At 35.4% G+C, this 25,780-nt stretch carries 23 protein-coding genes; 6 read left to right on the top strand and 17 right to left on the bottom strand.

Annotated elements, in window-relative coordinates:
• Positions 1–12: 12 nt before the first annotated feature.
• Together AB3U99_RS07730 and AB3U99_RS07725 are read left to right on the top strand one after the other, a co-directional pair.
• On the top strand, positions 13–819 hold the full coding sequence (locus AB3U99_RS07730; RefSeq protein WP_400246713.1) for a pyrroline-5-carboxylate reductase family protein: 807 nt from the start codon (positions 13–15) through the stop codon (positions 817–819).
• On the top strand, positions 816–1,592 hold the full coding sequence (locus tag AB3U99_RS07725) for a VOC family protein (RefSeq protein ID WP_400246712.1): 777 nt from the start codon (positions 816–818) through the stop codon (positions 1,590–1,592). Before AB3U99_RS07730 ends, AB3U99_RS07725 begins: the two co-directional genes overlap by 4 nt.
• Positions 1,593–1,762: 170 nt before the next feature.
• Here the strand turns inward: AB3U99_RS07725 and AB3U99_RS07720 are convergent, their stop codons facing one another.
• The 4 genes from AB3U99_RS07720 to AB3U99_RS07705 all read right to left on the bottom strand — a co-directional run bounded on the left by AB3U99_RS07720 (position 1,763) and on the right by AB3U99_RS07705 (position 4,858).
• Entirely contained in the window at positions 1,763–2,014 is a 252-nt protein-coding gene (locus AB3U99_RS07720; protein ID WP_400246711.1) for a type B 50S ribosomal protein L31, read from the bottom strand.
• A gap of 36 nt (positions 2,015–2,050) precedes the next feature.
• Entirely contained in the window at positions 2,051–2,320 is a 270-nt protein-coding gene (rpsN, locus tag AB3U99_RS07715) for a 30S ribosomal protein S14 (RefSeq protein WP_400246710.1), read from the bottom strand.
• A 622-nt stretch (positions 2,321–2,942) separates the two neighbouring features.
• On the bottom strand, positions 2,943–4,040 hold the full coding sequence (locus AB3U99_RS07710) for a DUF4236 domain-containing protein (RefSeq protein WP_400246709.1): 1,098 nt from the start codon (positions 4,038–4,040) through the stop codon (positions 2,943–2,945).
• A gap of 191 nt (positions 4,041–4,231) precedes the next feature.
• Positions 4,232–4,858, bottom strand: coding sequence for a metal-dependent hydrolase (locus AB3U99_RS07705; RefSeq protein ID WP_400246708.1), 627 nt, complete (start codon positions 4,856–4,858; stop codon positions 4,232–4,234).
• 185 nt (positions 4,859–5,043) lie between these two features.
• Between AB3U99_RS07705 and AB3U99_RS07700 the strand changes: the two genes are divergently transcribed.
• Together AB3U99_RS07700 and AB3U99_RS07695 are read left to right on the top strand one after the other, a co-directional pair.
• Positions 5,044–5,421, top strand: a complete 378-nt coding sequence (locus tag AB3U99_RS07700; protein ID WP_400246707.1) for an SLAP domain-containing protein — start codon at positions 5,044–5,046, stop codon at positions 5,419–5,421.
• A gap of 152 nt (positions 5,422–5,573) precedes the next feature.
• Positions 5,574–6,080, top strand: a complete 507-nt coding sequence (locus AB3U99_RS07695) for a nucleoside deaminase (protein ID WP_400246706.1) — start codon at positions 5,574–5,576, stop codon at positions 6,078–6,080.
• A 57-nt stretch (positions 6,081–6,137) separates the two neighbouring features.
• On the opposite strand, the gene AB3U99_RS07690 is transcribed toward AB3U99_RS07695, so the two are convergent.
• The 9 genes from AB3U99_RS07690 to AB3U99_RS07650 all read right to left on the bottom strand — a co-directional run bounded on the left by AB3U99_RS07690 (position 6,138) and on the right by AB3U99_RS07650 (position 18,005).
• The gene (locus tag AB3U99_RS07690; RefSeq protein ID WP_400246705.1) at positions 6,138–7,748 is read right to left on the bottom strand and encodes an Ig-like domain-containing protein; all 1,611 of its coding nucleotides are present in this window, start codon (positions 7,746–7,748) and stop codon (positions 6,138–6,140) included.
• 426 nt (positions 7,749–8,174) lie between these two features.
• On the bottom strand, positions 8,175–8,555 hold the full coding sequence (gene pth2 / locus AB3U99_RS07685; RefSeq protein ID WP_400246704.1) for an aminoacyl-tRNA hydrolase: 381 nt from the start codon (positions 8,553–8,555) through the stop codon (positions 8,175–8,177).
• A gap of 227 nt (positions 8,556–8,782) precedes the next feature.
• Complete coding sequence (locus tag AB3U99_RS07680; RefSeq protein ID WP_400246703.1) at positions 8,783–10,054, bottom strand: erythromycin esterase family protein; 1,272 nt, start codon at positions 10,052–10,054, stop codon at positions 8,783–8,785.
• Between the two features lie 168 nt (positions 10,055–10,222).
• Entirely contained in the window at positions 10,223–11,023 is an 801-nt protein-coding gene (locus AB3U99_RS07675; protein WP_400246702.1) for a formate/nitrite transporter family protein, read from the bottom strand.
• Between the two features lie 35 nt (positions 11,024–11,058).
• On the bottom strand, positions 11,059–11,778 hold the full coding sequence (locus AB3U99_RS07670; protein WP_400246701.1) for a sirohydrochlorin chelatase: 720 nt from the start codon (positions 11,776–11,778) through the stop codon (positions 11,059–11,061).
• Entirely contained in the window at positions 11,778–13,217 is a 1,440-nt protein-coding gene (gene cobA / locus AB3U99_RS07665) for a uroporphyrinogen-III C-methyltransferase (RefSeq protein WP_400246700.1), read from the bottom strand. The genes AB3U99_RS07670 and cobA overlap by 1 nt, the downstream gene beginning before the upstream one ends.
• Positions 13,218–13,220: 3 nt before the next feature.
• Entirely contained in the window at positions 13,221–13,538 is a 318-nt protein-coding gene (gene nirD / locus AB3U99_RS07660; protein WP_400247988.1) for a nitrite reductase small subunit NirD, read from the bottom strand.
• Between the two features lie 31 nt (positions 13,539–13,569).
• Entirely contained in the window at positions 13,570–15,975 is a 2,406-nt protein-coding gene (nirB, locus tag AB3U99_RS07655; protein WP_400247986.1) for a nitrite reductase large subunit NirB, read from the bottom strand.
• Between the two features lie 590 nt (positions 15,976–16,565).
• Positions 16,566–18,005, bottom strand: coding sequence for a glycoside hydrolase family 1 protein (locus tag AB3U99_RS07650; protein ID WP_400246699.1), 1,440 nt, complete (start codon positions 18,003–18,005; stop codon positions 16,566–16,568).
• A gap of 397 nt (positions 18,006–18,402) precedes the next feature.
• On the opposite strand from AB3U99_RS07650, the gene AB3U99_RS07645 reads away from it, so the two are divergent.
• Positions 18,403–18,660 (top strand): hypothetical protein, encoded by a 258-nt coding sequence (locus tag AB3U99_RS07645; RefSeq protein ID WP_400246698.1) that lies wholly within the window; start codon positions 18,403–18,405, stop codon positions 18,658–18,660.
• Positions 18,661–18,850: 190 nt separating this feature from the next.
• Complete coding sequence (locus AB3U99_RS07640; RefSeq protein ID WP_400246673.1) at positions 18,851–19,000, top strand: hypothetical protein; 150 nt, start codon at positions 18,851–18,853, stop codon at positions 18,998–19,000.
• Positions 19,001–19,160: 160 nt separating this feature from the next.
• Here the strand turns inward: AB3U99_RS07640 and AB3U99_RS07635 are convergent, their stop codons facing one another.
• The 4 genes from AB3U99_RS07635 to AB3U99_RS07620 form a co-directional block, all read right to left on the bottom strand.
• Complete coding sequence (locus AB3U99_RS07635; protein ID WP_400246697.1) at positions 19,161–19,877, bottom strand: YesL family protein; 717 nt, start codon at positions 19,875–19,877, stop codon at positions 19,161–19,163.
• Positions 19,878–20,022: 145 nt separating this feature from the next.
• Positions 20,023–22,425, bottom strand: coding sequence for a glycosyl hydrolase family 95 catalytic domain-containing protein (locus AB3U99_RS07630; RefSeq protein ID WP_400246696.1), 2,403 nt, complete (start codon positions 22,423–22,425; stop codon positions 20,023–20,025).
• A gap of 81 nt (positions 22,426–22,506) precedes the next feature.
• Positions 22,507–24,069, bottom strand: coding sequence for an extracellular solute-binding protein (locus AB3U99_RS07625; RefSeq protein ID WP_400246695.1), 1,563 nt, complete (start codon positions 24,067–24,069; stop codon positions 22,507–22,509).
• Positions 24,070–24,200: 131 nt separating this feature from the next.
• Positions 24,201–25,769 (bottom strand): extracellular solute-binding protein, encoded by a 1,569-nt coding sequence (locus AB3U99_RS07620; RefSeq protein ID WP_400246694.1) that lies wholly within the window; start codon positions 25,767–25,769, stop codon positions 24,201–24,203.
• Between the last annotated feature and the right edge of the window lie 11 nt (positions 25,770–25,780).

Here is a 25,780-nt window from a genome sequence, read left to right as displayed (position 1 = left end):
GGAGTATGAATCATGAAAAAGATATATTTTATCGGTGGAGGACAAATGGTTGAAGCAATCATTCGGGCAGTTATTCACAATAATATTTTTGAGAATAAACAAATTAACGTATTTGATATAAATCATTCTCGGCTAAATTATCTTGCTGAAACATATGGGATAGATGTTGTTTTTAATGAAAAAAGCGGGTTTAGGGATGCAGATTTAATTATTATTGGTGTAAGGCCACAAGATGATATCAAGACTATTAGTGGTTTAATCGATCAATATGCCGATCAGAACGCTACGATTATTTCCATTGTTGCTGGAGTTACGTTAAAAAAACTTGAATCCTATTTAGATAATAAATTTGCCCTTGTTCGTGTTATCCCTAATACGTTAACAGATACTGGCTTTGGATACAGTGCTGCCACCCTAAATAATCTTGCTGATAAAAACAAAATCAATTCATTTTTAAACGGTTTTGGTAAAGTGGAATATATCGAAGAATCCTTATTGGATATATTTACTGGATATGGAGTTGCAGGTCCAAACTATATTTACTATTTTATTGAATCATTAGCAGATGCCGGTGTACTTGCAGGTTTGCCCAGAGATCTTTCTTGGAAAATCGCCCTAGAAAACACGAGTGGTGCAGTTGAAATGTTAAAAATAACAGGAAAACATCCAAGACAATTATTAGACATTAACAATTCACCTGGGGGTGTTGGAATAAATGCATTATTTGAGCTAAATAAAAGTGATTTTGCAGCTGGATTACAAAATAGTGTATTAACAGCTGTTAAACGGACATCTCAATTAGGAGGAGAAACAAAGTGACAAAAGTAAAGTGGGATCATATCGTTCACTATGTTAACGACATAGATAAACCAATTGATATATTTAAAGAAAAAAACTTAATTGCTTTTAGAGGTGGTTCTCATAAACAATGGGGAACCTATAATTCTCTCAGTTATTTTGATCTAACCTATATTGAATTCTTAGGAATTGAAAATAAAAATATGGTTCAACAAGTTAAGGAGCCTAACAGAGTAGTAAAAGATTCCATTCAAATTCTCCCTGAGCATGAGGCCTTAAGTAGAGTTGCTCTTCGAACAAATAATATAGAAGAAATCGCTCATAGACTAAAGGATGCTGGACTTTCCCTTTCCCCCATTATGGCAGGAAAACGATTAGATAGTAAAGGAGAACTCATTGAATGGAAAATGATGACAATCGACGGTTCCTATCAAGGTCTCCCCTACCCGTTTGTAATTGAGTGGAAAGGCACTGATTCAGAGCGTTTACATGCACTTCAATCTTCAGGAATTATCCAAAATCATCCTGCTGGAAAAACAATTATCCATCAGGCAGTTTATACCGTATCAGACCCCTCAGCGGTTGCTGAGCATTGGAATGAGTTATTTCACTTAAATATCATCGATTCTTCTAACACATCATCTACTTTATCAATCGGAGAACAAAGCTTTCTATTTAAGAAAGGTTCTGCAAATCAGCTAACTGAAATCATTCTTTTAACCGAGTCTTCACAGCTTCAAAATAAATCGTTCACGATAGGAGAAGGAACTTATACCTTTAAATCATTTGAATAACATATAGCCCTTCTTTTTGTTTTGAATTGTCCCAAAAAGCGTATGATTCTATACAAACTATACGGATTGATTCGAATATAGCATTATAGTCTGAAACTTTTTTGGGACAACTCCCTTTTCTATTTTTGCATAGTACCAATTAGCGGATACTTTCCTTTTTACCGTTAAAATTAAGAGTTTGTTTTTTTATACTTCTCATAAAATCGTTCCACTCGACCGCCGCGATCAGAGAATTTTTGACGCCCTGTATAAAACGGATGGGTAGCAGAGCTAATCTCCACTTTTATAAGTGGGTAGTTATTTCCATCCTTCCAGATAATTTCTTCCTTTGAAGTTTTTGTTGATCCAGATAAAAATTGAAAGCCACTATTTACGTCCATAAAAACGACTTCCTGATAAGTAGGATGTATTCCTTTTTTCATTATTTAGTCCTCCTCTATTTTAATTGAATATACTAATCACCAGCTGGACTTTTTCACACCAGGTACTTGCCCCTTATGAGCATATTCTCTAAAGGCAATTCGAGACATTTTAAATTTTCTTAAATAGCCTCTTGGTCTTCCAGTTACTTCACATCTATTTTTCAACCTTGTCGGGGAAGAATCTCTAGGTAGTTTTCTTAATGCTTCATAATCACCCTTCTCTATTAATTCTCTGCGAATGGTGGCATATTTCTTCACCATTTCTCTTCTTTTTTTCTCTTTTACTACCTTTGATTTTTTGGCCACAATCTTTATCCTCCTTTATATAAATCGATATCATTACGATTTACTATATAAAAATAACCAATCTTTTAAACACTTATTCATATTAAAACGAAACGATTACGATTTGCAAGCTATTTGTTTTACAAAACTATCCTGCTGCTACTTGCCATTGAAACGGATCGCTTAACAGATGCCAATCGTCATAAAACTATTCATCTGTTAATAAGCATTCGTCGAATTTCCTTTTATCAGCGCCACGTTTTATCCATCCTATAAATACTAGCATTTCCTCTTCCGGGGAAAAACGCCAACCGTTTGTACAAGTTCACTATCAATATTTACTTTCCTCATGTCGTTGACAGTTACTGCAACTTTATGATTATGTATAGAATATGATTAAGTAATGCGTTTTCCTAGCACCTAAATAGCCACTTAACACTGTAACCGGTATTTTTTCATTTTATCACTCTCTCATTTGACTTAGCAAATCGTAATAATTACTATTTATCTATCGATTTCTTTTATAAAAAATGAAGGTGGAACACATGATGGGAAGGAAAAGGATAGTTTTGTTCCATCATTTCCTCATTCTAGAACCAAAAAAGGAAGCAGAAGAGCAACCTCTCTGATTCCCTCTATAGCTTTAATTAATCACTAAACGACTAACTGCCTCAAATCCTTTTGTCTTTTTAAAATTCATCTTGTGTTCAAAGTTTTCTAATGCATCGGAGCAGTCAATATTAGCAAAATTTAATCGATTTAGTTTGCCTTTGTCCAATTTCACGGAAAGAATGGTGATCCTTTCCATATATCCATTCGCAGTGTTTAAACGATTATCTACTGCATGTATGTAGACGGTATGTAGTGGTAATAGTGCAAACATATCACGGGCAATTCTTAATATACAGCTACAGACATAATCTTGCTGAATGTCAAAAAACTTCCCCTTCGGCATTTGCTTTCTCGATAATTTCCCAGTCTTTGTTAAAGATAATTGTTCTTTTGGAACAACATCGTCGGCATTTACTTCAAATTCAATTTCCATTACCTTCGCATCGCCACAACTGAATTCAAACCCACTTCCAAATTCCGTTAAATCAGCCAACGGTGCAAATGCTTCAATGACTTGGAAATATGTATCAATATCTCCCTCCAACACCTTTGTAGCAATCTTTACATCGCGCTCCCAAGCAAGATAATCTTGTTTATCTTCTTCTCTAGCAGCTATAACCTCTTCTCGTAACTTCTGTTCAGCAGATTGCCGATTAAAAAGCTTGGAAAGAACTCCGGGCTTATAATTTTGAAGCTTCTGTAAAGCTAGTTTTTCCTTTTCTCCCATTTCTCCATTTGGGAGACGGTAGGGAGCAACTGAAGCTCTTACTTTTATCCAATTAATAGGATCATCTGCTTCAATATGAATGCTATGAATTCGTTCAATTGTATTTTCATATGCTTCTACTGCAAGTCTTGCCTGCTCTAATTCATTCAGCTTGTCTATTTCACGTTTCCTTCTATTTATATCTGCCTGTCTTTGATAGGCAGACGACTTTCTACTTCGGCTACCTGTTGTGGTATAAGATACACCAGTTCCTGGGATACTAGCAGTCACTCTACTGCCTGTTCGAGAGTTTACGCTATATCTAAGCCCTTTTACACCAGCGCTTACCCCAACACTCTTTTTTCCAACATTCACCCGAACACCAGGAGCTATTTTAAAGCTCTTTCGAAAACCAAAGCCCATATATAAGACCTCCCTTTTTCCATATTATAACATAAAGGGATGGTAACTTCGATTCTATCTAGGTTAGAAATATCAACATATTGCTTTTGAGCCAGATAGAAAGAATCCCCTATTAAGATTGCTATAATAGAGGATTTTTTCTATCTAACTTAATATTATGTATAAGGAAAGAATGACAAATTAGTAACCTATTAAAATTCCTTTGATGTCAATGGCAAGAATAGCTTAACGCCTCGTTTGTTAAATGGGAGAATTTTTAAATCGGCTATTAAATGACTGATATATCCACCAATACACGTATAGTACACCCCCTGAATACCAAGAGAAGTCTCTAAATTTGCAGCAATAATTCCAAAAAACACAACGCCCAAAATAGAATGAGTATAGCTACGATGTGAAGTAAAGGATGCAATCATAATATAAATTCCTAGAAGAATAATCCATCGTTCCTCAACAGAAAGTCCTCCCATCAACACAGCAACACCCGTTATCGTCAGCATATGCTTTTGTTTAATTAAGGAAGCAATAAATAAAATCATAATCCCAATTCCGACACCCATCCACCTTTCTACTGCTGTTTTCTCAAAGAAACTATATAGCACCATAAGTATTCCGATTACCTGTGCAGACAATTGTATCATTTGATGAGGTAAAGTAATTTTTCCACGAAGCTTCCCGTCAATATCCAGGTCAGGCATTAATCCAGAAACGGCTCCTAAAGTGACACACACTAATGTCTCTGTTGGTGTGGATTGCACTGTATGAGCAACAATAAATCCAGTTGCTGATCCAATTACAGCATGTGATGTTCCATTCAAGTTGATTCCACCTCTAATATTTAATAGTTTTGATGCAACATTTACTATTCTACACCAAAACATTTGTTCTGTTTAGAGGGAAATTAAACGTGGAATATATATGATAAAAAGAAATCAACTAGATTCGTTTATTAGATTCTTTCCCTCACTTATGTTACACTTCACTTCAAAAGGTGGTCATAATTATGCAGCAATTACAATTTGAATCTTCCTGGGACAAGCAAATTGCCCCTCAAGATAGAGAAAATATAGAAAAAATCTTTAATGAAATAGAACACATAAACAGTTCAAGTGTTATTTTTTCTCCTATCCGAGAAGCAATCAATCATAAGGATGCACTACTTGTTTCCGTATTGGTTCATAATTTCACGGAACATCCGCTAAATTTTCAAAATGCAACATTGCATTACAGTGTTAATGATGAAGTAATTGCAAAAAAGGAATTCACACTGCCAGACCTTGTCATTCCTTCCCATGTCAGTATGCCATGGACATTTATTTTTCCAAAGGATAGTTATAGAACTACTCCTTCTTTTAAGGATGGGCGATTAGAACTTAAATAAAGATAATTTATAGAAAAAGTAATAGAAAATAAACAGGGTGTTAACTAGCTAGGACGGTTAACCCCTTTTTTTATGTATTCAACAATCATAATAGAATAATGATGGTAGAATAATACAAAGCGGCACTTCAATTAGTGGAGGGTTTAATAACCATGAATTTGGACTTAGATAGGTACTTTTTAGAATTAGCATTAGACGAAGCTGAAAATGCATTAATGGAGAATACATACCCAATTGGAGCAGTAATAGTTGATGAAGATAATAATATCATTTCCAAAGGGCGAAACCAAGTACATCCTCATCAAGATGCAACAGCACATGCAGAAATTATTGCGATAAGAAATGGCGGTCAGGCTATTTTACAGGGAAAAGCAAGTCGGCAGAAATTCACTATTTATACCTCTTTAGAGCCTTGTCCCATGTGTACTGGAGCAATCTTATTTGCCAATATGAAAAAAGTTGTCTGGTTACTAAACGACGACATAGGCTTTGGAGGCTATAGAAAAATAAAAGAGGCTAATCTATTTGATGCACGGTTCGATGAAGTAGAGATGGTGGAAGAACCTAATGAAGATTTGAAAAGAAGACAACAAGAGCTTATGAGAAAATGGTCTACTAATCCAAACCATATCGTTCAGTTAAGAAAGGATTTAAAATAATTAATAAAAGTGCCAGCACATAATAAATTATTCGTGCTTGACACTTTATTCCTATTGTTATTTAAAAGGTTGCACCTTTACTTTAGCTGATTTGCTTTTATTATTCGCATTGTCTTTTGTAAAAACGGTAAGAACAGTATTTTTCTTTTGCTTTGGAATTTTGATAATGTAATAGCCTTTTGCATCTGCGACCATTGATCCTAAACGTTTAGATCCCTTATAAAGAAAGACAGTCGTCCCTTTTTCAGCATATCCAGAGACAATTATGGAATTGGTCGTTACTTTATTCACTTTTGGTTGCTTAGGTACTTCTTTATCAATATTCGTTATCTTTATCTTTTGTGTCGTTTTATTGCCAGCACTATCTTCAGCTGCAAATGTATAGGTTCCATTTTTGGTAATCTTGTAGGATTTTAAGCTAGCCTCCCCTTTTTTTCCGTTTGGAAGGTGAATATATTTTATTCCCGATTCCTTATCCTTCGTATAAATAAATAGGGTTAGGTCTTTATTTGTCGGCATAAGTGTTGATCCGTCAATCGTCATTATTGGTGCTGTTTTATCAATATTTTTAATTCTTATATACTTCTCTATCTTATTTCCTGCTATATCCTTGGCAGAGAAGGTATAGACTCCATTTTTCTTTATTTCGTATGTTTTTTGATTGGTGGGAATCTTTTTTCCATCTGGACCAATAAGCTCAGCAAGCCCAGTTTCTTTATCCACTGCTTCTATTGAAACCTTTACATCCTTATTGGTCCAATTTGTATTTTGGCTAGTTAAATTTAAACTTGGTATAATCATATCAATGGTAAAGCTAACAATCGTTTGCGCACCAGTTTTATTTGTGACAACTAGAGAATATTTTGCATTTTCAGTAGCCTCATAACCTGTTTGCATGTAGCCGTAGCCGTGTGATGACCATTTATAATTAAATCGTTGAGTTTGTAAATATCCTAATCCTTCATTATAAGTAAGAGTCACAGGTTGATTATAAATCATCCCCTCCTTCACTCCACTAATAATTGGTGGCGTTTTATCAACCAGGAATGGAACGGTTACTTCCTTCCCTAATGGATTGGTAATGACAAGTTGATAATTCCCATCTCGATCAATAGTTGTTCCGCTTGTAAAACGCTTCCCATCAAGTTTTCCCTCCCCAATAAATACTGGCGTTACATTATGATCATATACACCATCATAATCGATGAAATTAAATCCTATTGGAAGAGAGTTACGCTTTAAATCAACCCATTCTATTAAACTACTATCATGTGAGTTATAGGCACTGTCATAAATAGAAATATAATGTAGCTTCCACATTCCATAAGGTTTATCCTCTTTTAATGTATAAGTACCTTCATATATATCCGGATCATTTGTTTCCTGTAAATCCACAAAAATCAAATTTCCCCAATACTCAGGTATATCTAGATAAAAGGAGACATTACAAGATGTAATGGTTGCAACAGAATCAGTAATTTTCGCACGGACAGTAAAAGTATCCCCCTTTTCTAGAACCTGCTTGTCCTTAGGAAGGATTACTTCTATTTTCTGTATTTTTATGGGATAAGCATTTGCATCTTCAGCAAAAATGTTGCTAGGGATACATAATGAAATGAATAGAAATAGGAAAACAACTATCTTTATTTGATGGGTATTCTTAATCAAGGCCGAACCTCATTTCAATTTTTTTCATAGATTAAAAAAATTATAGCATATAAAACGATAAAATTTCCCATATCCAAAAAATACTATTTTTCAAAACGAGTAACTTTTAATTATATATGATATCCACTTAATAAAGTGAAATTTCCATCAGTAGGATTTTCCTTCCTCTCCCACTGTTGGTTAGTTGTTCCATTCGAACTTTACAGACAATTGGATTTCCTACCTATCTTCCTCCAATCTCTTATGCAAGAGTTGTGAGTCTTACTGAAGTTTATGAGTAGGTAAAAAAACTAGCATCACAATTTCTGTGTTTGCTAGCCTTTTTGAAGAACTCTAATGATAGATAAATCTTTATAACCTATAAAAAATTCTCTATGCAGAGGGCTGAAATTTTATGAATGAAAACAAATTTTACTTCTACCAAAATCAAAGGAGTTGTAAATGTCCTGTAATTTCATCTACATTGGTCCTATATCCTAAAATGGCTAAACAAGTATCTGTCTTTTCTCCATGAAACATTGTCAAGCCGCTGTCTGTTATTAATTTAACCGCTTCTCCCTTTTCAATGGCTCTATTTTTTATTTCATGCAGTTCGTTTAGGCTTTTGACATAAACACATATTTTAGTAGATGATTCATCGAACCATTTTTCCAGTATAGCTTGTGTATGCTCATCCTCACGCTTTTGCATATCCAATACTAATCCTAAACTTGCGTGACTACCTTGTGCTACATATTTCCCCTTTGTCATACACAAATCTTTTCGAACCACAATAACCATTTTCGTTTCTGTTGCCTTCCTCTCCAATTAACGTCACCCTCTGTTTATATTCTACAGAACCTTTTTTTGTAGTTTTCAAAATTTTGGCTCCGGTTGCTATACTATTCCGCGATAAATTTTTTTGTTACTTGTTTAAGTAAAATCTTAATTAGGATGAAAAAGCCAAAAAAGCAAAAATCCCTTTACTTTTTTGGCTAATTATTTTTCTTATTATTTTCTTCTCAGACCTTGTTGTGTCCTTTGCTAATCTAATTTTACCCCTCACTATCAGTAGCAATAGGTGTTACCGCCTTAGACCGATCCACATAAATAAATCCATCATAGCGCTCAGAAATGTTAGACGGTACATAATTCCCATAATGTTCATACGCTGGTTCATATATAACCCCTATAGCACGATGACCGATTGTCTGGTTAAAAAGGTGACGGTTATCTTCTGTAAACGTTAGATATTTATTAAAGGAGCCCGCACGATGAAGTTGTTCTTCCCAGCTATTATGTTGCGCTGCTGGAATGTCCATTATTTTGTATGGATCTCCCCATTTTTCTGCTGCAATGACGGTCCCTTCGTAGGTACCAAAACCAACTGCATACACATTTTCTGCTCCAAATTTTTCTTTTGTGATTTGTCCAACATTTACTAATCCTTCTTGTTCCATACCAGTTGCTCTTGCATCACCAATATGGGTATTATGTTCCCAAACAATCCCTTTAGCATCCTTTCCATAAAATTGGCTGATAAATTCTAGAGCTTCCACCATATGATGATCACGAATATTCCATGATTCGGTATCGTCTGTAATCATTGCCTTATAGTAGGCTTCTGCATTTTTGGACACTAGTCCATTGATTTGTAAATTAAGATAGGACTCCCTATCCTCTTCCATGTATTGCTTTCTTTTCGATACAATGGAATTTAGAAGCTCTAATACTTCCTCTCTACAGCTTTCTCCTAAAAAAGCTGCTGACATGCCATATTGCTCTGGTCTTTTGTTATAGGGGTGAAAACAAGTAATTGCTTGCATTGCCTTATCCAAATCTGGGGAATTTATTTTTTGCAAATAAGTAACAATCGTCTCCATCGATTCCCATAGACTATAGACGTCTATTCCATAAAATCCAACCTTGTCTTCTTCCTTTTTATCTAGGTTATATGCTCTTAGCCACTCAATGAGCGGAATAATTTCTTCATTTGCCCACATCCAAGTTGGCCATCTTTGAAACTGAGAAAGTACTTCTCTTGCATGAGAATAATTTGAATGCCCTTTTACATATTGGTTCACTTCAAAGCAAGACGGCCAATCCCCTTCTACTGCAATAAAAGTAAAGCCATGATCTTTTATTAATTTTTTACTGACTTCCACTCGAATGGTATAGAATTCTGCTGTCCCATGGGTGGCTTCTCCCAGTAATATGTATTTGGCTTTACTAGCCTCTTGAATTAAACCGTTTAAATCCTCTATATCATTAAATGACTGACTATATTGTTGGATATTTTGGATAGTCTTACTGATTTTTGTGACCATTTTTTCGAACACATCCTTTTAAATGCGATTTTTCCTCTTTAATTCCTTTTATTTTGTTCATAAAGGAGCATGGTATTCACCTTTCAATCACAAGAAGGAAAATAAAAAATCCACCTCCTTTTTCCGAGATAGATTTTTTGTGATACACTTCACATAAACAACTTGAAATTAAGCTTCTTTTTTAAATGATTTAACTACAGCTTGCGTCTTCTCTGAAATATGATACCAATATGCTGCCCCGACGAATAAAGCGCCGCCAATTATATTCCCAATTGTTACTGGCAGTAAATTAGCAAACATTCCACCAATGGAAACTGTCTCAGGATGAGGAATGATTAGGGCAATAGATAATAAAGTCATATTGGCAATGCTATGCTCAAATCCAGAAGTAATAAAGGCAAACAGACACCAAAAGATCATGATTAATTTTGCTGTTTCATCCTTTAATTTCACCGAACACCAAACAGCTAAACAAACTAAAATATTACAAAGAATCCCACGAATAAGTAATTCCATAAATGGAGCATTCATTTTCGCTGCTGCTCCGTTTGTGATGAAATCTGCTACTCCTCCAACCGCTAAACCAGAGTAACTAAATAATAACGCCACGAGAATAGAACCAATAAAGTTGCCAAGATAACTATATCCCCATACTTTTCCGGTATCTTTCCAGGTTACTTTATTCTCTAACATACCAATTGTCATCACCATATTATTCCCAGTAAATAAATCTGCCCCCGCCATAATTACTAAACTCAAGGCAATCCCAAATGAGACACCCATTATTATTTTGGTACCTGCAAATCCAGTTGAACCAAGCAATCCACCAATTGTAAAAATAAGAATAATTCCTAACCCAACAAAAAATCCGGCCAGCATGGCACCTACTAAATACTTCTTTCTACTTACATGTAAAGCGTTAACCTTCGTTAATGCCGTGTTACTAAATGAAGTAATAACCTCTTTCATCATGACACTCCTCTACAGATAATTTAAACAATAGATTATTTTTTGAGACTCATTAATTGTTCTTCCATTCTTTCTATCAAAACTTCCTTCATAAAGGAATCGTACTTTAATGGATTACAAAGAATAACTTTGCCGCTGTTTTCAATTTTATTCTCCATTCTTTTTAATAGCCTTCCAGTAAAAAGTAAATACGGAACGACATAAATCCTGTTATCCTTTAATTGAAGCTTTTCCAATTCCTCTACAAACGCTGGCGTTCCTGCTGTTAAAAAAGCTGTATAGACGGAGACTCCTAATTTTTGATGGATGCCTTTACTCATTTCCTTCAGTTTCCAAATTGGTTCCGGATCACTACTGCCTCTGCCCACCAATAGAATTACCCCATCGTTTTCTACTCGTTTTTCGTCTATTCTTTTTAGGACTAAATCAAGCATTTTTGGATGCAGATCAAATGGTTTAGAAACATAAAAACGCACTTTCGGAAACCTTTCTTTCACAGCTTCCAATTCCTCTGGAATATCTCTTTTAAAATGGGCAGCCGCAAATAATAGAACAGGTACTACTAGAATATCTTTTGCACCTGCACGAATTACTTTTTCCATTGTTTCACTAATAGATGGTGAAGCTAGTTCTAAAAAAGCAATTTCCTGAACTGGAATATTTACTTCTCTTTTAACTTCTTCTATAAACGCTAAGAATTGTTTATTTCCTTCTACAATTCTGCTTCCATGACCAATATATACCACTGCATCCATTAACTCTCACGCTTCCATTCCTGCTTATCTAATTCTAGCTGCACATGCTCATCTTTCTGACTAAATCCTCTTTTACGTGCATACTCCTGTACCGAATGACCAATTGCAGCAAACAGAAGTTCTTTTGGATCTTTTTCACTAAAGGTAGGCCATTCTTGCAAAAATAAGTCAACAGATCGCTTATTTGGAAATATAACCGTTTCCCACTGATTTTCTGTCAATAAGCGCTCATTAACTTCATGAAAACGTTCATCTATTTGATTAGTATGACTAGGGAATGCAAGAAGATTATCTGAGAACGCTTGTTTTTCTATTACTTGTTCATCCCCAATAAAAATGGCACTTTTTTTGTCGTAGGATGCCTTTATGCCGCGAACTCCCCTTTTCTCTAATTCCTTACGTGTTTTATCAGATAGATGTTCGATTTGTCTAGGAAGATCCCGTAAATCATAACCTGCCTCAAACAGCTGGGAAAACACATAGCCTACTCCTTCTACAGATGCAAAAATTAATCTTTCTGCGTTTACTATCAACTGTAATTCCTCATCCGTGTAAGAATGAGCAATTGAATTGAAAGTAGGAAATGAATAAGCTTCAGCACCATTTTTCGTAAAATATCTTTCTAGCATACTTTCCTCTGAAGAGCTTTTTGCAATTAATAGCTTCTTTTGATAAAAGGATTTTTTCTCAAACCAGGCAATCGATGATCTTAACTGAACGACATCTCCAATAATGGTTAAAGCAGGATTTCCAAGCTTTGCTTCCTTTACCTTTTCGACAATTGTTGTTAAGGTACCCTCAACTACTCGCTGCTTTCCTAATGTTGCCCATTCAATAACAGCTACTTTTGTATCACCAGCCTTACCTTGAGCTATTAAACTTTCACAAATTCCCGGTAAGCCCTTCACTCCCATATAATAAGCAAGTGTATCTCCTATTGCCTCCGATTGCTTTGGTTCATGATGAACGGAAGCTTCATTTTTCTTACAAGCATGCCCTGTTCGAATCGTAAAACTAGTACTATAATCTCGGTGGGTTACCGGAATGCCTGCATAAGCACTAGCTGCAATGCTTGATGTCACACCAGGTACTATTTCAAAGGGAATATCGTATTTTGCTATCGCTTCTGCTTCTTCTCCTACTCTTCCAAAAACAGAAGGATCTCCCCCTTTTAACCGGACAACATATTTTCCTTTTAACGCCTCTGCTACTAATGTTTCATTAATCTTTTCTTGTCGCATGATATGATTGTTTGGTAGCTTTCCACAATAGATAAACGTACAATCCTTGCTTGTAAAACGTAATAAGCGCGGATTTGCTAGGCGATCATACAAGACAACTTCTGCCTGTTTTAAACACTCTACCCCCTTATTGGTAATCAATCCAATATCTCCAGGTCCTGCTCCGACAAATGCTACATACCCCTTGTTCGTATTCATCTCTTACACCATTATATAAATATAGTCATCTTTTATTTGTGTTTCATAAACCTCTACACAGCCATCATCCGGCTTTTGAACTTCCCCTGTGACTAAGGAGATTTTCCAATCATCGAGGGGGCAGAAAACATACTCGCCTGACACTATGCCCTCTGCCAATGGTCCATTTTGATTGGGACATCTATTGGCAACTGCTCGAACATCTCCATTTGAAAGATGAAATAACGCAATTGATTTTTCTTTTAAATGAACCTCTTTGCCAATTTGTCTAGGTAAATCAGCTAGTTTCATAATCTTCTTCCACTCTAAAGTTGCAGTCATCATGTATACCCTCCATTTTTGTGCTCTGCGATTATCCTTTTATCACTTCATACATTTCTCTTTTCGTTTGGTCGTTTAGAACAGAAGACCAAGCTTCTTCGTATGTTGTTTTCGCTTTTTCAAATCTGCTTACAAACTGTTTCATATTTTTTGCATTTAACAGTGTTTCTTTCACTGTTTCAATACCCATACGTTCCACCCATGGAGCCGTTCTTTCTCCATAATTAGCATTTTCACGATAATACTGAACATACGCCTTTGCCATCGTAATTACGTCTTCTTCTGTTTTCACCGTTGTTAAGCTATCACATTCACGGACTTCTGTCCCACCATTTCCGCCGATATACAATTGATAGCCATTTTCTACACAAATGACACCAAAGTCTTTTGTAAGAACTTCCGCACAGTTTCTTGGACAGCCTGTAACGCCCATTTTCATTTTATGAGGAGTATCGACCATTTCAATTGCTTGTTCTAATTTAATACCAAGCCCCAATGAATCTTGTGTGCCAAAGCGACAAAATCTTGAGCCAACACATGATTTTACGTTACGAAGGGATTTAGAATACGCATAACCAGAACGCATTCCTAGCTCTTCCCAAACAAGCGGTACATCCTCTTTCTTTACACCGTAAAGTCCGATACGGCTTGCACCTGTAATTTTTACTAATGGTACATTATATTTTTTCGCTACTTCTCCTATTTTCACTAGATCCTCTGCTGTAGTTGTTCCTCCATACATACGAGGAATGATAGAGAACGTACCATCTTTTTGAATATTCCCTTCCATTTTTTCATTTACAAATCTGGATGCTTTATCATCCTCATACTCTTCTGGGAACAGCATACGCATATAATAGTTTAATGCTGGACGACATTTAGAACAGCCTTCCTCACTTGCAAAATCAAGCACCATTCTTACTTCTTTCGGAGATTTAAGCTGCTTTTCTTTTATATTTGCTACTACTTCATCACGAGTAAGTGTCGTACAGCTACACATTCCTGTTTTTTGAATAGAAGCGTCAAAACTGTCACCAAGTGTATGTGCTAAAATGCCTTCAACTAGTGGTTTACATTTACCACAAGATGCCCCTGCTTTGGTACATCCTTTCACTTCTTCAAATGTAGACAATCCTTGCTCCAAAATAGAATGGACAATCGCACCCTTTGTCACCCCATTACATCCACAAACTGTATCATTCGCACTCATACTTGCTACTAAATCCTCTTCTGAGTCCTGCCCACTCTTGCTTAAAACAGAGGAACTTGTATATTCGCTAATATCTGCTTGTTTCTTCAGCATATTAAATAAACGATTCCCATCAGAGGCATCTCCGTATAAAACAATCCCAACAATTTTGTTATCTGTTACTAAGATTTTTTTATATACTTTTGCAAACTGGTCATGGACGATGATAGCTTCTGTATATACATCTTCATGGATTTTTCCCCCTGAGAATAAGTCACACCCTGCCACTTTTAATTGGGTAGAAAGAATCGATCCTTTATATCCTTTACCTTCTCTGCCTGTAATGCAATCTGCAAGGGCAATTCCTTGTTCATAAAGGGGAGCAACTAATCCATAAGCAATTCCATTATGTTCCGCGCACTCTCCTACTGCATAAATCGATGGATCAGAAGTAACCATTTGATCATTAACAATAATGGCACGATTTACATCTAATCCTGATTCACGGGCAATTGCCACATTTGGTCGAATTCCAACCGCCATCACGACTAGATCACATTCAACACTAGTACCGTCTGTAAACTTTAATCCCTTAACACGTTCTTCTCCAACTATCTCTGCTGTCTGCTTTTCCATCAAAAATTTCATACCTTGTGCCTCTAAATCTTTTCTAAGAAGATTAGCTGCTGCTGCATCTAGCTGTTGCTCCATTAAAGTAGGCAATAAATGGACAACATGAACTTCCATTCCACGATCAATCAATCCTCTTGCTGCTTCTAGCCCTAATAATCCGCCACCGATAACAACCGCTTTTTTATATTGCTTTGCTGTTTCCATCATTTTTTCTGTATCACCAATCGTTCTGAAACCAATTACTCCTTCTAAATCACTTCCAGGTATCGGTAGAATAAAGGCACTAGATCCTGTTGCAAGGATGAGTTCATCATATTCAATCATTTTCCCTTTATCAGTGATTACTGCCTTCTCTTCTCTATCAATCTTTATCGCTTTTTCACCTGTTAATAGATTAATATGATTTTCTTGATACCAGTTCCAGTCATTAATATTTATATCATTTACAGTTGTTTTTCCCTGCAAAACATTTGAAAGCATAATCCGGTTATAGTTTGGATAAGATTCATCCCCAATAATCGTAATTTCGAAAAGATTCGCATTTCTCTTCAATATTTCTTCAATCGTACGAACTCCCGCCATTCCGTTTCCAATCATTACTAATTTCGTTTTCATTTTCATTTTCGTCCCTCCAAGATTCTACTAGTAAGGTGGATTTCTTGTGAAATAAATCACATAATTTTTCAAGTGTAACATTACGCAAATATATTATCCCGTAATTATTCAAAGAACTTATATTACTGTCTATCATAAGATTTCTATTCCCTTTTATTTGGCAAAAACAATAATATACTAAAAAGTAGCAATTTTTAAAGAAGTATTACTCATACATCTTTTATAGTTCCATTATATCTACTTTTTCTGAAAAAGAAGACTTTAAAATTGACGATTTAATGAACTTCTTTTTCCTTTACTACTTTCAGTAAGAGGATAATGGAAAAGAAATGTATATTTATGTATCTATATGCACAACCAGACAGAACTATATAAAGGATGTTACCATGAAATTCCTTTTTCTCTGAATAAAGAGATAAAGTGATTTTGTCCACTTGTCAATAAACACGCTATCTACTAAAACTACAGAAATGGATAGTAATTCCCTGATTAGATTAGGTTTATTAAAGACATTAAAAACCATTTAAAGAATTTTACAGCAAAAAAAAGCAGCCTCACCGTGCATAAAGCACATGCGAGGTTGCTCCTATTTATCTATTTTCTCCATTCGATTCGATTACTTCCTTATACCAATAAAAGCTTTTCTTCTTGATGCGGCGAAGGTCATGCGTTCCTTCTTCATGCTGATTGATATAAACGAAGCCGTATCGTTTTTGGAATCCGTTCAACCAGCTTAGAAGATCGGTAAACGACCATACACAGTATCCCATTAAGTCTACTCCATCTGTAATGGCTTCTTGCATTGCGTTAACGTGAGCACGGATAAAATCAATGCGGTAATCATCATTGACGATATCGCCTTCTTCTAGTTTATCAAATGCCCCTAAGCCATTCTCACTGATGAGAATAGGGAGATGATAGCGATTTGTAATTCTCCGAAGTGCTATACGTAATCCTTGTGGATCAATATTCCAATCCCAATCGGTTCTTTCTAGATTTGGATTTTCGACTGTTTTGAACACACCAGGTATTCCTGAATCCTGTGAAGTACCTTTTTTACCAGAAGTGTTCATTTCAGCACTACCTACTCCGCCTTCTAACGGATTTTTCTCAAAGGTCGTTGTTTGATAATAGTTAAGTCCCATGAAATCAGGAGTACCTTCTCGTAATAATTCAAAATCCCCTTCTTCTACCTCTGGAGCTAGTCCATTTGCTTCTAAATAGTTCCAAGCAGCCTCCGGGTATCTTCCCCAAGCATACATATCCATCCACCAATGGCTATTAAATTCTTCAGCATTCTCTGCAGCAATAATATCTTCTGGCTTTGAAGTTAAAGCATATGCAGGCGAGTAAGCAAAGCTAGGACCAATTTTTCCATTTGGAACATATTTGCGGAATGCTTTGATAACACTAGCATTCGCTAAGTTCGCATGGTGATTTACTTGATAGAAACGTTTTTCATCTGTCACTCCAGGTGGATGTACAGCCATTCGGTAGCCTAAACCAGTAAAAATATTTTGCTCATTTAAACTAACCCAATATTTCACTCGGTCTCCAAACTGTTTAAATAATTCTACACTATAATTCGTAAAATCCTCTATAATCTGGCGAGATTCCCACCCTGCATATTCATCTTGAAGAACTTGTGGGAGATCCCAATGATAAAGAGTAAGAACTGGCTCAATATTATACTTGATTAGCTCATTAATTAAATTATTGTAGAACTCAATTCCAGCTTGATTTACTTCTCCTCTTCCTTCAGGAAAAATACGAGTCCAAGCAACAGAAAATCGATATGCCTTCATTCCCATTTCGGCCATCAATTGTACGTCCTCTTTATAACGATGGTAATGATCTACCGCTACATCTCCATTTGTACCTTTGAATGTTTTTCCAGGAATTCTAACAAATTTATCCCAATTAGATACTCCTTTCCCATCCTCATTCCATGCACCTTCTACTTGATACGCTGCAGATGCAGCACCCCAAAGAAAATTACTAGGGAACGCTTTCAATGATCCGTGAATCATCTCAATCAACTCCTTAAATTATTAGAAATAATGTCCATAACATAGTTATATATTCTTAGCTAACAGGTTGCTTTTCATAACTATACATACAGCTACTAAACAGTTTACAAAAGTATAGATTATTATAAAATAAGTATATACATTTATAAAGATTTTCGCAATACTAAGATGTCATTAAATTAGAAAACCCTTACTTACTCTATTAAAAATGGACATATTTTATTTTTCGACATTGCTATTTATGCTTATTTGCCAATAAAAATCGTTAATCATACCCAGAAACAATTAAATAAAGGAAGAGTTATATATTGGGAATTAAACTTATAGACTTATCATTGGGCATGTATGAAAGTTTATAAGAATACAATATAATAAAGGTAAAGGAGGGGGTATTTTTATGGAGTTTTCTTTATTTTGGGTAATAAACATTTTAATAACGATATATTTGGTTATAGATTCCAAAAAAAAAGGCAAAAACCCTGTTCTCTGGGGAATCATGGGCTTTCTGTTTGGAATCATCACACTTTCTATTTACTTGATTAGAACGGATCGAAAAATTCTAGGATGGATTTTACTCGTATTAGCAATAATTTTTATGTTACTATTTATCCTATTTATCTTCGCCATTTTGTTTATGTCTTTTTCTTATATTTAAGGATTACTTTTTTCGAACTCGAATAACGGTTACTTTTTCATTATCATAGTCATTCTGGCATAAGCCGTTTATTTTTTTCAAGAAGCTCTGTCTTTTTTTGCTAAAAAATAACTCCTTCTTCTTCCATTAACATAATATCCGCCTTTTTTTGAAATACTATGGGATAAAGAATTAGGAAGGAGGAAAAAGCATGACGCAAAATAAGGAGAACTTAAATTCCATTATGAAGCCAGATTTTGCAGGAACTGATTCACAAAAAGTAAAACAAGAAATTCAAAGAGATGTAAAAGCAGGAGATGGAGCAATGACTTCTCGGGAAGCTGGTCATATGCGCGACTGAAAAACTACCTTATTTTCCATTATGGCTAAAGGAAAATAAGGTAGTTTTTATGGATTGGGATAGATAAACAAATAAAATCATTCGAATCTAACTTTTCGATTACTAATTTTGACCGAAACAGTATATTTCCAAATCTATTGAATTTGATAACTAAAAACAATTAATGAGATATTTCATGTGATAAATCTATATTTTTCCTCTCTTTTTTCTTAGAATCTATTTTTATAAGATGAGAATAAAAACCTAAAAAGGCGGTAAATGCTATAATAGAGCCAATAAAAAAAGGAATTAAAAAGGTTATAATATTTATACTTAAATAGAGAATCAACCCACTAACACAAGCAATCTCCAAAGTAATCAACGGCCTCCCAATTGTAATAAAGATTGCATGTTTTAATGATGCCAATAGCTTCACCTCGAAATGAACATTAATCGAAAAGAAGTTCATGGTGAAAACATATAAAATGCAAATTGGAAGTAACAAAAATAACGATATTCCCCTATTTAAATAGAGAAAATAACCATAAAAGGCAACAACAAACCATATAAGAATTATCAATCCCCCCCCAGACATACTTCGTAAATAATTCTTCCGGTAATGGTTTACGTATACTTGGATTATTTTATTCGATTCATCCTTCATAATCCATTTTCTCACAACTGCAAATAAAGCGACCGTCGCTGGAAAAAAAACAAAAGGCAACAAAATAAAAATACCTATATAGGAAATAATTACTTGGTTTATACTACTAGCGGAGAAGAGATTTAAAATTAGAATAACGATTGGAATGTTAAACAGCACCCAAAGCAAATTCGCTCCTGAAAATTTCATGATCCATTCACAGACTATATAAAGCCCACCCCATTTTCCATTCATTCGCAATGTATTCTCCCTTCTACCAATGAATTCATTACTCTATTTTATTTTCTCATGTAATCACCTACAAAAAAATAGAACATATATAAGATTCAGATGTTCATTTTTAAGAACCTGAATCCTTCTATGTTCATTCGACTATAATTCATTTATTTTCATTAATAGTTGCCGCATTCTGCTTGATAATATAACGTTTTCCTTTCTCCGTATTAAATCGAATAATATTGTTTTTTTCCTGATAAGTAACTGTAGCTGTTTTACCTTCTTTTTTAAGTGAAACAGGACCATCACTTTGAAGTAAACACGTTCCTCCAACTTCCGAATAAATTTCCGCATAAACTAATTGATGCTTTTTCCATTCTAAATCTATTACAAAACCACCACGTGCTCTTATCCCTTTAATACGACCATTTGGCCAAGCATCTGGCAGTGAAGGTAAAAGACGAATAAAGCCTTCATGTGATTGTAAAAGCAATTCTACTATAGCAGCGGTTACTCCAAAATTCCCATCAATTTGAAAAGGAGGATGTGCATCAAATAAATTGCGGTATACTCCTCCCTCATGCATTTTTTCTTCATGACTTTCCACAAGGTTTAACAGTCTAGAAAGTATTCGATAGGCTCTATTTCCATCGCCTAAGCGAGCCCACAATCCTATTTTCCACGCCAAACTCCAGCCTGTGCCCTCGTCTCCCCTTCGATTTAATGATGTTTTTGCAGCTTGATAGAATTCTGGAGTATCTTTTGTAATCTGTCTACCAGGATAAACTCCAAACATATGAGCACTATGACGATGGTGTGGATCTTCCTCCTCGAAGTCAAGAAACCACTCTTGAAGCTGCCCATATTTCCCTATTTTCATTGGATACAGCCTGCTTCTTGCAGCTTCAAGTTCTTGTGCAAATAATTCATCCATGCCTAGAATTCGTGTACTCTCTATACAATTTTTGAATAAATCCCAGATAACAGCCATGTCCATTGTAGAGGCATACGAAATTGCTGCAAAACCACTATCCGTTTTAAATAAATTCTCAGGGGACGTGGAAGGCGCAGTTACCAAATTACCTTCCTCATCCTCTATTAACCAATCTAAACAAAAAAGTGCAGCAGCCTTCATAATCGGGTAAGCTTTTTCCAGAAGAAATTTTTTATCTTGACTGAATGAATAATGTTCCCATAAATGTTGGGACATCCACGCACATCCAACTGGCCAAATCGCCCATACTGCCTCCCCTTCACCATAGCCTCCGCTTGGAGCAGTCTGACACCAAATATCTGTACAATGGTGAACAGCCCATCCCCTTGCTCCGTAAATCTCCGCCGTTCTTTTTCCACTTTCTGCCAATGAATGAATAAACTGAATAAATGGCTCATGACATTCTGGTAAAGAACTTGATTCTGTTAGCCAATAATTCATCGGAGCATTAATGTTTAAAGTATAATTACTGCTCCATGGTGGACGCGTTTCTTTGTTCCAAATTCCTTGTAAGTTTGCAGGCTGCGAGCCAGGGCGAGAACTCGCTATCATTAAATATCTTCCATACTGAAACAACAGTTCAATGAGTCCTTTATCCTTTGCACCAAATCGTTGTATACGGTCATCTGTCGGTAACTGGTTATTACGCTTTTCTGTATCTAAATCTATAATGACTCGATTAAAAAGAGACTTATAATCGTAGAGATGGTTATCTAGAAGCGCTCGATAGGATTGCCAAATTGCCTTTTTTAAGTATCCACTGGCGATTTCTGATTGATTTTTCCCTTGCCTATTTGGAGAACGGTTAAATCCATTAAAGCTTGTTGCAGCACTAAAGTATAAAATTACTTCCGTAGCGTTTATAATATGCAAACCATCATTATCAATAATTAATTTCCCATCTTCTAAAGTTGCACCTAATTGACCTTCAAATTGAATAGCTTCGGTTTCACCTGGTTCGCCATAAACAAGTGGATTAGGAGAATTTGAGTGGTTTGGAGCCGAATACTCCGGAGCTATCCCCTTGATTATTAGCTTACTGCCATCAAAATCTGTTCGATGCCTTAACAAACTATCTAATTTTGCATGAAAAGTAAGCATTCCCTGCTTACTAGATTTCAGACGCATGCAGATTACTTGGTCTGGATAGGAAGCAAATATTTCCCTTGTATACACAACATCACCTATGGAATACTTAACAATTGCCAATCCATTATCCAAATCAAGGCTGCGCTTATAATTATGGTACAGATTTCCGTGTTCAAAAATTAACTTTATTAATCCTAATGGCATATAGGACTCTGTATAGGGTCCCATTATCTTCTTACTAAGTAAATCGGCTTTCTCATATTGTTTTTCTCTTACTAATTCACGAATTTTGCCAAGAACTTCTTTTGCATCTGGGCATTTCCAATCTTGTTTGCTCCCAGACCATAGAGTATCTTCATTTAATTGAAAAGTCTCTGTCTCGACTCCACCGAAAATCATTGCCCCTAGACGTCCATTTCCAATAGGTAAAGCATCCGTCCATTCTTTTGATGGCTTGTTATATAGTAATTCCAAATTACCCACTTCCTTTTAATGCTTATTAAAGTAAGGTTATTAAAAAATTTAGGTAAGACGAAGATGCCTTACCTAAATGGACTAAACAAATTATTTAACTTCGTTATATCTCTTAACTACTTCTTCATAGCGCTTATTTGCATAATCCTCTAATTTTGATAGACCTATGTCCTCTGCAGTTTTCATCATGCTTTCGTAAGCTTTCTTTGCCTCAGCTTCCGATTTTGCTAAGTAAATTTTAGATTGTTCATTTGTAATCATATTATCAATGTTAGCTTTGATTACTTGTGCATCAGAACCAGCTGGTGGATTGACTGCACCCAACATAGGGTCTGAATTCACATATTGTTTTGCATCAATCATAGCCTGAGAAGTTGGCGAATCTGGAACATAACGTTGTACTTGCTCATAAATACCGTTATCTGCTAGTAACCCCCACCATACAACTCCTAATTTTTGTTGTTCAACGGCATCCTGTGAATCGAAAGTAAATACTGGATATCCACCTTCTTCTAGTGACTTATCCATTGTCCAATGTTCCCCTTCAATACCCCATAAGCCTAGTTTCTGACCTTCTTCACTATTCATGAATTGTAGGAATTTAATAGCTGCTTCTGGATTTTTAGAATTCTTTGTTATAAATGTACCAGACCATCCACTGCTATCTGCAAATAAACCAGGATTTTCGCCAACAAGCTTCGTTTGCTGAGCAATTTCAAAGTCTTTACCTGCAGCTTTAATTTCATTATTAATGGTTGGAACTGCATTTAAATTATTGATAGAAAAAGCTTGACCATTGATAATTAGTTCTTTCGCTTTATTTGGTTCATTCCAAGTAAAGTTTTCGGCCGTAATGAGACCTTCACGATATAGTTTATTCATGAACATATAATAATCATATTGTTTTGGATGATTAATGTAATAATCTACATTTCCACCAACTTCCACCCAACCCTGATAAGGAACTCCAAAATTGACACGGAAATACTGACCAATAGCGTTTGGATTCATAACAAGTGGGATCATATCTGGATAGTTTTCTTTTACTTGTCTAAATACATCCACTAAGTCATCTAAAGATTCAATCTTTGGATTCCCTAATTCTTTAAGAATATCCGGACGAAGGGCAAATGATGGGACATTGCCTAATGCTGCGGGTGTATTCTTAAAATCTTCTGGGCTAGTGAAACCATTTTTTACAGAGTAAAGTTTCCCGTCTTCTCCTTCGTTAAGAACTCTTGCCATTGGATCAATCTCAAAATCTTTTATGTTATATTTATCAATCAATTCATCCCATGTATAAGAAATTTCTGAATTTGACATGGTCTGGAACTGAGAGGATGTGAAAACCATGTCAGGTAAATCACCTGAAGATATCATTAATGGTAATTGCTGCCCATCAGTCGCAACTTGGACTTTAAGCTTAATACCCGTTCTTTTCGTAATTTCTTCTGGAATTTTACCTGACCACTCTTTTAATGGCCAGAACGTTTGATCAACAAACATCGTTAATTCAATTGGACCATCTGAATCCGAATTTGCTTTAGAATCATTCTCTCCATTGGTTTCAGAACTTTGACATCCTGTTAAAAATGAAAAAGCTAATAATAACATAGTAAGAAATATACTACTTAACCTAAACCTCTTTTTCATGGTAATCCTCCTAAATTCAATATGTATATTCACCATTCAGCTTTTTTGAATGGTGAATATTACTTTCTTTCCTTCCCAATCACCCATCAGAAGAAAGCGCTTAAAAAAACAAATTAGATATATACATAAAATTATTTTACTTCCTCATACCGTTGAGTTGCTTCTTCATAACGTTTTTGTGCATAATCTTCTAACTTAGCTAATCCAATATTTTCTGCAGTTTTCATCATATTATCAAATGCTTTTTCTGCTTCCTTTTCGGATTTTGCTAAGAAAATCTTTGCTTGTTCATTGGTAATCATATTATCAATATTTGCTTTAATAACTTGTTCATCAGATCCTGCAGGTGGATTGATAGCACCTAACAATGGATTTGAAACAACATACTGTTTTGCATCAACTTGTGCTTCTGTCTGTTCTGTTCCTGGTACATATCGCTGAACTTGCTCATAAATCCCATCATCTGCTAATAACCCCCACCATACTACTCCTATTTTTTGTTGTTCAGTAGCATCCTGTGAATCAAATGTAAATTCTGGATATCCACCTTCTTCAATTGGCTTATCCATTGTCCAGTGTTTCCCCTCAATTCCCCATAGGCCTAGTTTCTGCCCTTCTTCACTTTGCATGAATTGAAGGAATTTTATAGCAGCTTCTGGGTTTTTAGATTTTTTCGTAATAAAAGTTCCTGACCATCCTCCAGCCGCTGGATATAGTGCAGGCTCTTCTCCTATTAATTTTGTCGCTTGGGAAATCACAAAATCTTTACCCGCTGCTTTAATCTCAGAATTAATAGTTGGTGTTGCATTTACATTGTTAATGGAAAAAGCTTTCCCATTAATAATCATTTCTTTTGCTTTATTAGGTTCATTCCAAGTAAAGTTCTCAGCAGTAATTAAACCTTCACGATATAACTTATTCATAAACACATAGTATTCTTTTTGCTTCGGATGACTAATGTAATATTTTACTTGACCATCAAGATTCAACCATCCAAGATAAGGTGCACCAAAATTAACACGGAAGTATTGACCAATTGCATTCGGATTCATAACGAGTGGAGTCATATCAGGATATTTTTGTTTAACCTGTTTCAATACATCCACTAAATCATCTAAAGATTCCATTTTGGGGTTACCTAACTCTTCTAAAATATCAGGGCGAAATGCAAAAGATGGCACGTTTCCTAACGCTGCTGGTGTATTTTGAAAATCTTCTGGGTTAGTAAAACCATTTTTTACTGAATACAATTTTCCATTCGGAGCTTCATTAAGAACCCTAGCCATAGGATCAATATCAAAGTCTTTAATATTATACTTTTCAATTAATTCATCCCATGTATAGGATACGTTTGAATCGGACATTTGCTGGAACTGATTTGTTGTGAATACCATATCTGGTAGATCACCAGATGAAATCATTAAAGGTAATTGTTGACCATCTGTAGCTACTTGAACCTTAAGTTTAATACCAGTCTTTTGCGTGATTTCTTCTGGGATTTCACCAGACCAATCTTTTAGTGGCCAGAATGATTGATCCACAAATATGGTAAGCTCAGTTATCCCATCTTTATCTTCTGCTGCTTTGTTTTCTTTGCTAGCATTAGAAGATGTGTCAGTACTCTGACAGCTAGCCAATATAAAAATAGCTAATAGTAAAATTGCAAAATATTTAAAGCCCCTTTCAAATGTCCTTTTCATGTTAAGCCTCC

This window comes from Niallia tiangongensis, assembly GCF_044704065.1.
GTDB classification, from domain to species: Bacteria; Bacillota; Bacilli; order Bacillales; family Cytobacillaceae; genus Niallia; species Niallia tiangongensis.
Note: the sequence above shows the minus strand (reverse complement) of the source record. Positions and strands in the feature narration are given on the sequence as shown.

Coding starts and splice junctions, on each gene's coding strand:
- AB3U99_RS07625 (WP_400246695.1), bottom strand. CDS start 24,069: ATGAAAAAGAGGTTTAGGTTAAGTAGTATATTTCTTACTATGTTATTA.
- cobA (WP_400246700.1), bottom strand. CDS start 13,217: ATGAATACGAACAAGGGGTATGTAGCATTTGTCGGAGCAGGACCTGGA.
- AB3U99_RS07700 (WP_400246707.1), top strand. CDS start 5,044: ATGCAGCAATTACAATTTGAATCTTCCTGGGACAAGCAAATTGCCCCT.
- nirD (WP_400247988.1), bottom strand. CDS start 13,538: ATGACTGCAACTTTAGAGTGGAAGAAGATTATGAAACTAGCTGATTTA.
- AB3U99_RS07730 (WP_400246713.1), top strand. CDS start 13: ATGAAAAAGATATATTTTATCGGTGGAGGACAAATGGTTGAAGCAATC.
- nirB (WP_400247986.1), bottom strand. CDS start 15,975: ATGAAAACGAAATTAGTAATGATTGGAAACGGAATGGCGGGAGTTCGT.
- AB3U99_RS07680 (WP_400246703.1), bottom strand. CDS start 10,054: ATGGTCACAAAAATCAGTAAGACTATCCAAAATATCCAACAATATAGT.
- AB3U99_RS07670 (WP_400246701.1), bottom strand. CDS start 11,778: ATGGATGCAGTGGTATATATTGGTCATGGAAGCAGAATTGTAGAAGGA.
- AB3U99_RS07635 (WP_400246697.1), bottom strand. CDS start 19,877: ATGAATGGAAAATGGGGTGGGCTTTATATAGTCTGTGAATGGATCATG.
- AB3U99_RS07720 (WP_400246711.1), bottom strand. CDS start 2,014: ATGAAAAAAGGAATACATCCTACTTATCAGGAAGTCGTTTTTATGGAC.
- AB3U99_RS07620 (WP_400246694.1), bottom strand. CDS start 25,769: ATGAAAAGGACATTTGAAAGGGGCTTTAAATATTTTGCAATTTTACTA.
- AB3U99_RS07710 (WP_400246709.1), bottom strand. CDS start 4,040: ATGGGCTTTGGTTTTCGAAAGAGCTTTAAAATAGCTCCTGGTGTTCGG.
- AB3U99_RS07640 (WP_400246673.1), top strand. CDS start 18,851: ATGACGCAAAATAAGGAGAACTTAAATTCCATTATGAAGCCAGATTTT.
- AB3U99_RS07645 (WP_400246698.1), top strand. CDS start 18,403: ATGGAGTTTTCTTTATTTTGGGTAATAAACATTTTAATAACGATATAT.
- AB3U99_RS07695 (WP_400246706.1), top strand. CDS start 5,574: ATGAATTTGGACTTAGATAGGTACTTTTTAGAATTAGCATTAGACGAA.
- AB3U99_RS07650 (WP_400246699.1), bottom strand. CDS start 18,005: ATGATTCACGGATCATTGAAAGCGTTCCCTAGTAATTTTCTTTGGGGT.
- AB3U99_RS07675 (WP_400246702.1), bottom strand. CDS start 11,023: ATGAAAGAGGTTATTACTTCATTTAGTAACACGGCATTAACGAAGGTT.